Below are 12,427 nucleotides of genomic sequence, written 5' to 3' on the forward strand. Positions count from 1 at the left end.
GAAACAGTGAGCGATCAGAACATCATCAACTGGGAGCAGGACGCGGACGGCATCGTCGTGCTCACCATCGACGACCCGAACCAGGGCGCGAACACCATGAACGACCGCTACATCTCGTCGATGCGGGACACCGTCGACCGGCTGTACGCGGAGAAGGACTCGATCACCGGCGTCGTGCTGACGTCGGGGAAGAAGACGTTCTTCGCCGGTGGCGACCTCAAGAACCTGATCAAGGTCGGCCCCGAGGACGCCGAGCAGATCTTCGAGCACTCGCTCAACCTCAAGGCGGACCTGCGTCGCCTCGAAACTCTCGGTAAGCCCGTCGTCACGTGCATCAACGGTGCCGCTCTCGGCGGCGGCCTCGAGATCGCGCTCGCGACGCACCACCGCATCGCGGCCGACGTCAAGGGCGTCAAGATCGGTCTGCCCGAGTCCACGCTGGGTCTGCTTCCGGGTGGCGGCGGCGTCGTCCGCACCGTCCGCATGTTCGGCATCATGACGGCACTGACCCAGTTCCTGCTCCAGGGCCAGCAGCGTGGTCCGCAGCAGGCCAAGGAGGTCGGGCTCATCGACGAGGTGGTCTCCTCCGTCGAGGAGCTGGTCCCCGCCGCGAAGGCGTGGATCAAGGACAACCCGGAGTCCGGTGTGCAGCCGTGGGATGTCAAGGGCTACAAGATCCCCGGTGGCACCCCCGCCACCCCGGCGTTCGCCGCGAACCTGCCGGCCTTCCCGGCGAACCTGCGCAAGCAGCTCAAGGGCGCGCCGATGGAGGCTCCCCGCGCGATCATGGCCGCGGCGGTCGAGGGCAGCCAGGTCGACGTCGACAACGCGCTGCTGATCGAGTCGCGCTACTTCACGAAGCTGGTCACCGGCCGCGTCGCGAAGAACATGATCCAGGCGTTCTTCTTCGACATGCAGGCCATCGGGTCCGGTGCCTCGCGGCCGAAGGACATCCCCAAGCGTGAGATCAAGAAGGTCGGTGTCCTCGGTGCCGGCATGATGGGCGCGGGCATCGCGTACGTGTGCGCCAAGGCCGGAATCCCGGTGGTGCTCAAGGACGTCACGATCGAGGCGGCGGAGAAGGGCAAGGCGTACTCCGAGAAGATCGAGGCCAAGGCGCTCTCGCGGGGCAAGACCACCGAGGAGAAGTCGAAGGCACTGCTGTCGCTGATCACGCCGTCCGCGGATGCGGCCGACTTTGCCGGCGTCGACTTCGTGGTCGAGGCGGTCTTCGAGTCTCCCGACCTGAAGAAGAAGGTGTTCCAGGAGATCGAGGACATCGTCGAGCCCGACGCGCTGCTCGGCTCGAACACCTCGACGCTGCCGATCACCGACCTCGCGACCGGCGTCAAGCGGTCCGAGGACTTCATCGGCATCCACTTCTTCTCGCCGGTCGACAAGATGCCGCTGGTCGAGATCATCCGCGGGGAGAAGACGTCCGACGAGACCCTCGCCCGCGTCTTCGATTTCGTCCAGGCGATCCGCAAGACCCCGATCGTCGTCAACGACTCGCGCGGCTTCTTCACCTCGCGTGTCATCGGCACGTTCGTCAACGAGGCCATCGGCATGGTCTCCGAAGGCATCGAGCCGGCCACCATCGAGCAGGCGGGCATGCAGGCCGGCTACCCGGCCGCGCCGCTGCAGCTCTCGGACGAGCTGAACCTGACGCTCATGCAGAAGATCCGCGCCGAGTCGAAGGCCGCCGCGTTGGCCGAGGGCAAGGAACTTCCGGCCGACCCTGCGGGCGACGTCATCAACTACCTCGTCGAGGACAACGATCGTAAGGGCCGCCTCGGCGGTGCCGGGTTCTACGACTACGCGGACGGCAAGCGCACCGGCCTGTGGCAGGGGCTGCGCGACCACTTCAAGTCCGGCTCGGCCACCCCGCCGCTGCAGGACCTGATCGACCGCATGCTGTTCATCGAGGCCATCGAGACCCAGAAGTGCTTCGACGAGGGCGTCATCACGTCCACCGCCGACGCCAACATCGGCTCGATCATGGGCATCGGCTACCCGGCCTGGACCGGTGGCGTCAGCCAGTTCGTCGCCGGATACCCGGGCGGCAAGGCCGGATTCGTCGCTCGCGCCGAGGAGCTCGCCGCCAAGTACGGCGAGCGCTTCACCCCGCCGGCGTCGCTGAAGGGCTAGTCACACAGCTCCACCCACGGCACCCCCGCCCGGCCCCGGGCGGGGCTGCCGTTGCGTTCGGGACATCCGGGTTTCGAACCGCGCACGCAGATCGGGGCTCACACAGCGGGAAGACTGCAGACGGAACGCCTTCGCCCGGCCTAGATTCGGAGTGACGCAGACCACAGGCGGGTGAGAGCATCTTGGCGAACTGGACGCACCACCGTGCACGAATCAACGGGCTCGACATGCACTACGTGACAGAGGGGGAGGGCCCGCTCGTCGTCCTTCTGCACGGCTTCCCACACACGTGGTTCAGTTGGCGTCATCAGATCGGTGTGCTGGCCGACGCGGGATACCGGGTCGTGGCACCGGATCTGCGCGGCATGGGGCAGACCGATGTTCCCGATCGCCTCGAGGACTACCGCGTCGACAACGTCGTCGCCGACATCTGCGGGCTGCTCGACCACCTCGGTCACGACAGCGCCGTGTTCTCGGGTTTGGACTACGGACAGTTCATCGCCTACGACGTCGCGATCGAGCACCCGGAGCGGGTGCGGGGCGTGATCGGTCTACAGAATCCGTTCTACGCGTCCTACGACCGACTTCCCAGCGAGGTCGAAAGGGAGCGCGGGCGAGAGCATTTCAACCACATGTCGTACTACCTCGACGACCCGGAAGGGGCCCGCCTCGATCTCGACGGGAATCCACGCGAGATCCTCACGAAGATCTTCCACGTCCTCTCCGGCGACGGTGACTTCGCACAGGTGTGGCAGTATCCGCCGGGCACCACATATCGACAGGCGTTGCCGCAGCCGCCGGCCCTGCCGTGGTCGTGGCTGTCGGAATGGGAGTTGGAAACCTACGTCTCGGAGTACTCACGCAGCGGTTTCGCCGGCGGGATCAACTGGTACCTCGCCGCGGACATGAACTGGACGTACCGCAGGTCCCGCCCCGACAACATCACCCGAACGCCCTTCTACTTCCTGTGCAGCGCGTCGGACGTCGACCTCCTGAACTGGCACGGTGACGACCCGATCGACAAGCTGCAAGAGCATCACGCCGACGTTCGTGCGGTCCGCACAGTCCCGGGCGGCGGGCATCTGCTCGCAATGGAGAACCCGACCGAGGTGAACAAGGTGCTGCTCGATTTCCTCGGGGACCTCGACAGGTCGCCGTCGACCTGACGATGACGACCTGTCGAGATCGCCACGGGCATTAGCCGAGAAGTCGTTCGGTGTAGGCCGCTGCCCGCTCCTCGAGTTGTGTCACACGCTGGGCCGGTGTCACTCGCGTGGTCTCAGCCGGGAGCGCCGCATCGAGATCGGCGAGGTCGACGAGGCGGGCGGACCGTACCGTACGTGACAGTTCGACGTCTGCAGGGGCCGACTGCCAGCGGATCGCGTACATCCCTCCGTCGATCCCGTTCGTGTCCAACCAGTTCCAGACTCCCGGATCCCCGGCGGAAATGACGTAGGTGATCGTCCCGTCCGGGTTGGGCCGGGCCTGGGCCTGGTTGAGGCTCCCTGGCCGATCGACGTACTCGCGCGCGACGCCCCACGGATCGGTCAGCTGGAATCCGAGGTAGCGCGCACCGACCGGATCGAGCGTCACGACCAGCGCCTGATCGGGGCCGAGCGCGAAGTGCCCGCTGGTCGCGAATCCGAAGCCCGAACCGCGGACTGCAGGAGCCTGAATGTCGTTGGCCGCCTTGGAATAGATGAATGTGTTGTCCCAGTCGAGCCAGTACCGACCGATCGTGCGGAGCAGATCTGCGGTTTGTTTCGCCAACTGCTCGGGCGTGCGGGAGGCGTGGGCCGTGGGGCCGGCCGTGCGCTCGATCTCGAGCCGCGACGGCTGCTCCTCGGCCCAGTTGTTCAGCGAGTCCCGTGCGATGAGGAGTCTGGCCGCGGCGGTGGTGCGGATGTGGTTGGGGCGTCCGTCCGCGGGCTCCGAGTCGACGGTGATCGTGAACGATCCGTCTGGATCGATCTGCATCCGATCGGAGGTGAGCGAGCCCAGGACGGGCGCGCCCTCCTTCGTCACCGCTCCGGTTCCGGGGAGCTGGCCGTAGAGGACGAAGGACAGCTGAGCGGGGCGCCGTTCCGGCATGCGACCGTGAATGACGAACGACGACTGGCCGTCGACGGCTGTGTGGCGATACACGTTGTCGGGGTTGTCGATTCCGTAGCCGGAACGGTGCACCTCGAATCCGTGCCAGCAGTGCGGAGCCGTCACCATCCACGAGAACCTGGGGTGACTCGGATCGTCGGTGACCACTGTTTGCGCCCCGGCCCGGGCGATCGAGTCGACGGCCTCTTCCAGGGTGGCCTGGCCGGCGCGGGTGGTGCCCTGTGGGTCGGCGCGGTACATCGCTGCGACGTCGGCCTTCGCTGCACGCACCAGCGGATGCGCCGCCACCTCCTCGACCGTTCTCTCGAATGCGAGCTGACCGGGGGTGTCGAGCGCGGCGCCGGGCGCGAAGCTCCGGTCACATCCGCCGTCGGAGCTTCCACCGGCAGAACTGCCGGTCGAAAGGCTGCCGGTCGGTGAGGAACCGAGTGGACCGGCGCCCGACATCGTGGGCAGGAGGACAGTGACGGCCGCTGCCATCAGTCCCGCGGTCAGGATGCGTCTGTGTACTGGCATGGAATCTCCTCGTTCATCGCTTCCCCGTGTCGAGGGTCGCGGCTTCGGGGTGCCTGCGAGCGATACCCCGGAGGTGGGGAACAGGCTGTGTACGAACTGGTTCGGGCCTACTGGGTGGTTCTGCAGCCAGTGGCGGTCCGGACGCAGGATCTGCGCCGTGCTGTGGTTGATTTCACAGTAGACGACCGTCTACTGTCAAGGGGTGAGCGAAGGCGAGGTGGCCGACAAGGCCTGGGGCAGAGACGAAGTGCGCAGAGCGGTACGAATGGCGGCTCGCAGGCTGCTCGCCGCGAAAGGGCTGTCCTTCAGCATGCGTGAGCTCGCGGCCGACGCCGGCGTGAACCTCGGGTTGATCCACAAACACGTCGGGAACAAGGACGACGTCGTTCGGGCGGTGCTCGCGCGAAGTCACGAGAAGTCGGCGGCGATCGTCGCGGGGGTCGACTCGCTCCCCGAGGCCGTGCGTGCGTTGTTCATGGTGGGAGTCGCCGACCCCGAGTACGTGCGAATCGTCGCGTGGTTGAACCTGCACGGACGTTCGGATCTCGTTCCGAACGAGGACATGGACGCCTTCGAGGCGCTCACCCGGTCCTCGGACGTCTCCGTCGACGATCGGGTTCGGCAGATGGCAGTGCTGGCTGCGATCTCCGGCTGGTCGTTGTTCGGGAGCGGGATCCTGCAGTCGTCGGAGGTCCCCGACGCCGAACGGGAGTTCTACGAGGCGCGGATCGCCGATCTTCTGGCGACGATCGCGAAAGGGGATGCACCGCCGAGCGGCGCCTGAGGCGTGAACTGGCGTTTCTCGGGAGGCGGGAAAGAGTCTGGGCGGATCGCGGAGCCGGAGATAGCTTCTGCCCGGTGTGGCGCGGGACACATTCGGTCCCCGCTGCGCCGCGTCCGGCCTCCGGTCGGCGCGGACACTCAGGAGAACGGAGAATCGCTATGTTGGCGTTGACTTTTCCCGACGGCGTAGCCCTGATCTTCGGTGGCAGTGGCGGCATCGGCCGCGGCGTCGCCGAGCAGTTCGCACAGGCGGGGACGGCCGTGGCCGTCTGCTACAACTCCAAGCGCGACGTGGCCGAGGAGACCGTTTCAAAGCTGCATGCGCTCGGGGTGAAGGCGAGCGCGCATCAGGTCGACGTTCGTGACGCGGCGGCGGTCGTGGCCGTACTCGCCGACGTCGCAGCCGAGTACGGCCGAATCCACACGCTGGTATGGGGCGCCGGGCCGGTGGTGGAGCAGATCGCCGTCGCCGAGACCAGCCCGGCGCAGTACCGTCGGTCCGTCGAGATCGAGACGCTCGGGATGTACACAGCCGTTCATGCCGTGCTCCCGCACTTCCGCGAACAGGGCGGTGGATCGATCGTGCACCTGGGATCGGCCGGCGACCGTTGGTTCCCGCAGCTCGACGGGTTGTCGGTGATCCCGAAGGCCGCCAACGAGGCGCTCGTCCGGGGAATCGCGAAGGAGGAGGGCGCTCACGGGATCCGGGCCAATTCCGTCCTTGTGGGCGTGATCGAGGCCGGAATGTTCCTCGAACTCCAGGCGCAGGGCGTGTTCGACGAGGAATGGACCCGTGAGGTGCACAAACTGGTCCCATTGAAGCGCTGGGGCAAGCCCGCCGACATCGGTTCGGCGGCCGTGTTCCTCGCCTCGGAGCAGGCCAACTATATTACGGGGCAGCAAATCTCGGTGTCAGGTGGATTCGGTGTCTGACCTGCTGCCCTAGCAGAGAGGACGCGGCCGTGTCAGATGACCGTGAACAGGCTCCGGCCACGTCGATGCTCGACCGGATCGAACTGGTGCTCGAGGCACTCGACGACAACGGTTACCTGACGCTGAGCGAGACCACCCGGCTCACGGGAATCCCCAGCTCGTCCGCGCACCGTCTCCTGGAGAAGATGGTGTCGATGCGGTGGCTCAACCGGGACGGATCCCGGTACGAGCTGGGGATCCGCCTGTTCGAGCTGGGTTCACGGGCGATCCGCAATCACTGGTTCCACCGGGTGTCGCTGCCGATCATGCAAGAACTGCATCGCAGTACGGGGTCGGTGGTCCACCTCGCGTTCCTCGACGGCGCCGACGGCGTCTACTGGGAGAAGGTGTCGGGATCGTTCGGGGCCAACGTGCCGTCCCGGATCGGCGGACGCTACCCGGCGCACCGCTCGGCGGTCGGCAAGGCGCTGCTCACCCAACTGCCGCCCGAGGCGCTGGACGGTCCGGTGTTCGATCATCTCGAGACCGGTATCGTCGGCGGCCGCCGCGCGCTGCGCGAGGAACTCGACCGCGCGGTCTCCGAGGGTGTCACGTACGACAGGGGCACGTTGTCGCCGTCGCTGGGGTGCGTGGGGGCGGCCGTGTCGAAGGGGATCCCCAAGCCGGCGGCGATCTCGATCTGCGGTCCGGTGGACCGGATCACGACGGACCGGCGCATGATCGAGGCCGTCCAGCGGGCGGCTGCGGCGATCGAGAAGGCAGCGCGTCAGGTCGACGTCGCCTCTCGCACCACGTGACGGAGGGCCGCCGTCCGAGTGGACGACGGCCCTCCGGGTCTCGGTCGGGTCAGCCCTTCCACCACGGGCGCAGCGGCACGTCCGCCTCGCCGTTCGGGCCGAGCTTGACGGCCAGCACCTGGTGGAGCTGAACGACGTTGCGCTCGAAGCCCAGTCGCGAACCTGCCATGTACAGGCCCCACACCTTCGCGGTGCCCTCACCGACCTCGGCGACGCACTTGTCCCAGTTGTCCACCAGGTTCCGGCACCAGCCCGCCAGGGTGAGCGCGTAGTGCTCGCGCAGGTTCTCCTCGTGGCGCACCTCGAGGCCCACGTTCTGGATCTCACTGATGATCCGGCCGGAGCCGGTGAGCTCGCCGTCCGGGAAGATGTAGCGGTCGATGAAGTAGCCGGCTTTCGCGCCGCCGCGGTTGCCGGGGCGGGTGATGCAGTGGTTGAGCATCCGGCCGCCGACCCGCAGCTTGTCCTTCATGAACCCGAAGTACGACGGGTAGTTGTGCACACCGATGTGCTCGGTGAGACCGATCGAGGAGATGGCGTCGAACCCGGTCTCCGGCACGTCGCGGTAGTCGGAGAAGCGGACCTCTGCCAGATCTTCCAGGCCCTCCTCGCGGATCGCCGCCTGCGCCCACTCGGCCTGCTCGCGGGACAGCGTCGCACCGATGACCTTGACGCCTCGACGTGCCGCGTAGCGGACCATGCCGCCCCAGCCGCAGCCGATGTCGAGGAGGCGATCGCCCTCCTTCAGCCCCAGCTTGTCGAATACCAGGCGGTACTTGTTCTCCTGCGCGTCCTCGAGGCTCTGGTCCTCGGACTCGTAGGCGGCACACGTGTAGGTCATCGACGGGCCGAGGACGTACTCGTAGAAGGTGTTGGAGACGTCGTAGTGGTGGTGGATCACCTCGGCGTCGCGAGTCTTGGAGTGCCGCAGGCCTTCCGCGAAGCGGCGCCAGCGGGGCAGGTGTTCCTGCGGCGGCGGCGCGATGGGGCGCAGGTTGTCCCATCCGATCGAGCGGGTGATGGCCGCGAGTTCCTTCGCCGACGGGCGGTGGAAGTGCAGGTCGGTCATCGCCTTGAGGATCTCGTAGGGATCACCGGGGTGGACACCGATGGCCTCGAGTTCCCCGGAGACGTAGGCGCGGGCCATGCCGAGGTCGCCCGGGGCGGTGGCCAGGTAGGTGGTACCGCGGGTCGAGTTCAGGTGCAGCCCGTACGGCGCGTCCTCCGGGCCCGTCGCACTGCCGTCGTAGGCGGTGAAGCGCAGCGGAATCCGGCCGTCGGAGACGGTATCGACGATCTCCGCGATCGTGAGCCTGTGCGGGTCGGATTTCGTCCTGAGGGTCGTCACTTTCGTTGCACCGCCTTCGAATAGAGGTCCAGTAGACGTGAATCGGGGTCGTAGCGCTTCTTGATCTGGGTGTAGTGGTCGCCGCCGTACAGCAGCGCGAAGTCGTCCTCGGTGTAGAACGACTCGGAGTAGAGGGACTTGTGGCCGTCGAGCTCGCTGACCTTCTCTTCGATCCGCCGGTTGGCGGCGCCGACGGGCTCGCCGGGCACGATCGGCACCGAGGACCAGAAGCCCACGTTGACGTAGGTGCGTCCGGGGTCGAGGGGATACAGGGGCCACGGCCGCGGTGCGGCCTCATGATCCGGCCGCGGTGCGGCCTCGGTGGTGGATGCGGGTTGCGCGGGTTCGCGGAGCCGCAACGGGCACAACCACAGCGGTTCGATCGGGATCTCGTCGAGGAACCAGCTGAGGAACTGCTCGCAGCGGTCGATCGGCACCTCGATGTCCTGCACGACCCGTTCGCGCGGGGGCCGACCCTTCCGCGCCTCGAGCCGGTCGCCGATGTCGTACTTCTGGTCGAGTCCGATGAGCTTCCAGTAGAAGCTGCTGCGCAGGTACCGCTTCGGCCAGAATCGGCGGATCTTCGGGTTCTGGGTCCCGAAGGCGCGCGAGCACCAGAACCAGTCGGTGTCCCAGCGCCAGAGGTAGTCGCGGATGGTCAACCGGTCGGTCTTGGGGTGGTTGATCGATTCGTGTTGGATGGACCGGTAGTAGATGTCCATGTCCGTGTAGTCGCTGACCGGGCCCGGCTCGTCGGTCTGCACGCCGAGCGTCAGATAGGCCTCGGTGGCGGTGAAGACCGTGCCGTCGAGGTAGTCGACGTCGACGCCGTCCCACGTGCGGTCGGTGACGATGCGCGCCATCGTCTCCTCGAGCTGCTTCAGGTCCGTGAAACGCAGATGCCGCAGCGAGACGAACCGCTTCACCGGTTCGAGCTCGATGCGGATGCGCGTCGAGTAGCCGAGAGTGCCATACGAATTGGGGAACGCATGGAACAGGTCCGCGTACTCGTTGTCGGGGGTTGCGGTGACGATCTCGCCGTTGCCGGTGAGGATGTCGATCTCGAGGACCGATTCGTGCGGGAGACCGTTGCGGAACGACGTCGACTCGATGCCGAGACCGGTCACGGCGCCGCCGAGAGTGATGGTCTTGAGCTGCGGCACCACCAGCGGCGCCAGCCCGTACGGAAGTGTCGCGTCGACGAGGTCCTCGTACGTGCACATCCCCTGCACGTCGGCGGTTCGCGCGTCCGGGTCCACCGAGATGACGCCGCTCAGACCGGACACGTCGAGGCCCGGGGCGGTGCTTTTCGCCCGCGCGCGGAACAGGTTGGACGTCTTCTTCGCCAGGCGCACGTTCGCGCTCGGCGGGATCGCCCGGTAACTGGACAGCAGGCGTCGGACCCCCGCACTGTGCGCGGCAAGCCCGATTTCGCGGATACCACTCTTTGAGTCGGCCACGCACTGACGCTATCGCTAGTCGGATCGGTCGGCCATCGATATCCCGGTGAGTCAAAAATATATAGCTATGCTAACGACCGCGCGGGGCGTCCCGGAGCACCCGGGACGCCCCGCGTCGATCACTGTCCGACCCAGGCCTGGTCGAGCAGCATGATGTTGTCCGCGTTGCGCTTGACGCCGTGGACGTTGCTGTCCCACGCGGTCAGCACCTTGCTCGGACCCCACACCGCGTACGGGATCGTCTCGTTCGCGCGCGTCTGCACCTTGGCGATGGCGGCCTTCTTGGCGTCGTCGGTGGTCGCGGTCTTCACCTCGACGAGCAGTGCGTCCATCTGCGGGTCGGCATAGCCGGCCGCGTTGTTGCGCGAATCGCTGCCCATGCCGCCGTACAGGCGCAGGTAGGGCGCCTCGTCCATGAAGGCGAACGCCGCACGGGTCAGGTCGAAGTCGTGCTCGACATACAGCTTGCGCACCAGGTCGGTCGTGCTGTTGACGTACTCGATCTGAACGTCGAAGCCCACCGAGTTGAGCGATGCCTGGGCTGCCAGTGCGGCGGCCTCGGCGCTCTTCTCGCTGGTCGCCAGGTACTTCAGCTTGCCGTCGTAGCCGTCGGCCTTGGCCTCGGCCAGGAGTTGCTTCGCCTTGTCGGGGTCGAACGCCACGCCCTCGGCGCCCGACGACCAGCGGGAGCTGTCCGGCACGAGCGTCGAGGCGGCGATGCCCAGACCGTCGTTGGCGCGCTGATTGATCGCCTGCGGGTCGACGCCGTACGCGACCGCCTGCCGCACGCGCACGTCGGCGCCCGGGCGGCCTTCGCGGGCGTTGATCATGCCGAGTGCGCCGAGTCCCTGGATGTCGAGGTAGCCACTGAAGCCGGCGTTCACGGCGTCCCGGATCGTCGCCTCGTCACGCAGGATGTAGGCCATGTCCAGCTGGCCGCTCTGCAGCGACTCGAACTGTCCGCGAGCGCCGTTCGTCGGAACGAACCGGAGCTTGTCGAGGTTGGGGCGACCGTTCCAGTAGTCCTCGCGCGGGCTGAGCACGATCTCCTCGTTGGGCGCGAAACGCGTCAACGTGAACGGGCCCGCGCCGATCGGGGTGAATTTCCCGTCCGCCTCGGAGTTCTTCGAGACGACCATGCCGGGGCCCATCGCCAACAGCACGGGGAAGTCGTTCCACGGCGCGTTGAGCGTGAAGGTCACGGTCTTCGCGTCCGGGGTGGCGATCGAGGTCACCGAGTTGGCCCACACCTGCGAGACGTCGGCGCGTGCGGCGACGAAACGGTCGATGCTCCACTTGACGGCGTCGGCGTCGACCGGCGAGCCGTCGCTGAACGTCGCGCCCTCGCGCAGCTTCACGGTGAACTGGGTGTAGTCGGCGTTGTGCTCGAGGAACTCGGCGAGCTGCGGCTCGAAGGTGCCGGACTCGGCGTCGGTGCGGATCAGGGTGTCGTAGATCGCGGCCATCTCGGTGCCGCCGGTGGAGCCCGCCGCCTGGGTCTTCGTCGGATCGAGCGCGTTCGGGAAGGAATACGAACCGAACGTCACGGTGCCGCCGCGGACCGGATCTCCGGCGTCCTGGGCGACGTTGACCGGGCCGGTCGTGACGGCCGATCCCTCGTTCGACTGGCCGTCGGCGGACGCGCATCCGGCCACGAGCACGGCTGCCGCCGCACCGAGCGCGGCCAGTCGGATGCCCGACCGGAACCACAAGTTCTTCAAAGCTCACCTCGCTGTTCGTTGTTTCGAGGCGGAGATTAGGACAAATGCCCCATGTCTGTGGCGTAGGTCTCAGTGAGTGAAAACGGTGCTTTGGGTCACTCCGCGGGGCCTGGAAGCGGGGCCGGTCGAGCAGGCAGGATGGAGGAAACCCCGAGCAAGGAGACGTATCAGTGGCACAGGTCAGCGCGAGCAGTTCGATCACCCTCACCGCGACGCCGGAGCAGGCGCTCGGTGCGCTCACGGACTACGAGACGATGCGCCCGCGGATCCTGCCCCAGCAGTACCGCGACTACCAGGTCCTCGAGGGCGGCCAGGGGGGGGGGACCGTCGCGCAGTGGACGTTGCAAGCCACCGAGAAGCGGTCGCGCAACGTCAAGGCGACCGTGACGGTCTCCGGCAACACGATCACCGAGCGCGACGCGAACTCGTCGCTCGTCACCACCTGGACCGTCGCTCCGTCCGGCGCCGGGTCCACGGTTACCACCTCCACCGAGTGGAAGGGCGCCGGCGGTATCGGCGGCTTCTTCGAGCGCACCTTCGCTCCGCTGGGGCTGCGCCGGATCCAGGAGGCCACCCTCGCGAATCTGCAGCGCGAGCTGGCCTAGGGCC

At 67.1% G+C, this 12,427-nt stretch carries 10 protein-coding genes; 6 read left to right on the forward strand and 4 right to left on the reverse strand.

What is annotated here, in order from left to right:
* Window positions 1-6: 6 nt before the first annotated feature.
* Both C7H75_RS01875 and C7H75_RS01880 read left to right on the forward strand, forming a co-directional pair.
* Entirely contained in the window at window positions 7-2,148 is a 2,142-nt protein-coding gene (locus C7H75_RS01875; protein WP_081122625.1) for a 3-hydroxyacyl-CoA dehydrogenase NAD-binding domain-containing protein, read from the forward strand.
* Between the two features lie 227 nt (window positions 2,149-2,375).
* On the forward strand, window positions 2,376-3,314 hold the full coding sequence (locus C7H75_RS01880; protein ID WP_233281847.1) for an alpha/beta fold hydrolase: 939 nt from the start codon (window positions 2,376-2,378) through the stop codon (window positions 3,312-3,314).
* A 31-nt stretch (window positions 3,315-3,345) separates the two neighbouring features.
* Here the strand turns inward: C7H75_RS01880 and C7H75_RS01885 are convergent, their stop codons facing one another.
* On the reverse strand, window positions 3,346-4,776 hold the full coding sequence (locus C7H75_RS01885; RefSeq protein ID WP_013414647.1) for a hypothetical protein: 1,431 nt from the start codon (window positions 4,774-4,776) through the stop codon (window positions 3,346-3,348).
* Window positions 4,777-4,978: 202 nt separating this feature from the next.
* On the opposite strand from C7H75_RS01885, the gene C7H75_RS01890 reads away from it, so the two are divergent.
* The 3 genes from C7H75_RS01890 (at window position 4,979) to C7H75_RS01900 (ending at window position 7,289) form a co-directional block, all read left to right on the forward strand.
* Window positions 4,979-5,560, forward strand: coding sequence for a TetR/AcrR family transcriptional regulator (locus C7H75_RS01890; RefSeq protein ID WP_231815008.1), 582 nt, complete (start codon window positions 4,979-4,981; stop codon window positions 5,558-5,560).
* A 158-nt stretch (window positions 5,561-5,718) separates the two neighbouring features.
* On the forward strand, window positions 5,719-6,492 hold the full coding sequence (locus C7H75_RS01895; protein WP_084961225.1) for an SDR family NAD(P)-dependent oxidoreductase: 774 nt from the start codon (window positions 5,719-5,721) through the stop codon (window positions 6,490-6,492).
* 29 nt (window positions 6,493-6,521) lie between these two features.
* On the forward strand, window positions 6,522-7,289 hold the full coding sequence (locus tag C7H75_RS01900; RefSeq protein WP_005516081.1) for an IclR family transcriptional regulator: 768 nt from the start codon (window positions 6,522-6,524) through the stop codon (window positions 7,287-7,289).
* Between the two features lie 49 nt (window positions 7,290-7,338).
* Here C7H75_RS01900 and C7H75_RS01905 read toward each other — a convergent pair whose 3' ends face one another.
* From C7H75_RS01905 to C7H75_RS01915, 3 genes are all read right to left on the reverse strand, one after another.
* A complete protein-coding gene (locus tag C7H75_RS01905) occupies window positions 7,339-8,637 on the reverse strand; it encodes a class I SAM-dependent methyltransferase (RefSeq protein ID WP_005516080.1) in 1,299 nt (432 codons plus the stop codon).
* The gene (locus C7H75_RS01910; RefSeq protein WP_106850876.1) at window positions 8,634-10,097 is read right to left on the reverse strand and encodes an FAD-binding oxidoreductase; all 1,464 of its coding nucleotides are present in this window, start codon (window positions 10,095-10,097) and stop codon (window positions 8,634-8,636) included. Before C7H75_RS01910 ends, C7H75_RS01905 begins: the two co-directional genes overlap by 4 nt.
* A 119-nt stretch (window positions 10,098-10,216) precedes the next feature.
* Window positions 10,217-11,818, reverse strand: a complete 1,602-nt coding sequence (locus C7H75_RS01915; protein WP_106850877.1) for an ABC transporter substrate-binding protein — start codon at window positions 11,816-11,818, stop codon at window positions 10,217-10,219.
* Between the two features lie 170 nt (window positions 11,819-11,988).
* Between C7H75_RS01915 and C7H75_RS01920 the strand changes: the two genes are divergently transcribed.
* Window positions 11,989-12,423, forward strand: coding sequence for an SRPBCC family protein (locus tag C7H75_RS01920; protein ID WP_106850878.1), 435 nt, complete (start codon window positions 11,989-11,991; stop codon window positions 12,421-12,423).
* Window positions 12,424-12,427: the final 4 nt, after the last annotated feature.

It is taken from the genome of Rhodococcus (subgen. Prescottella) equi, assembly GCF_003013675.1.
Lineage (GTDB): Bacteria > Actinomycetota > Actinomycetes > Mycobacteriales > Mycobacteriaceae > Prescottella > Prescottella equi.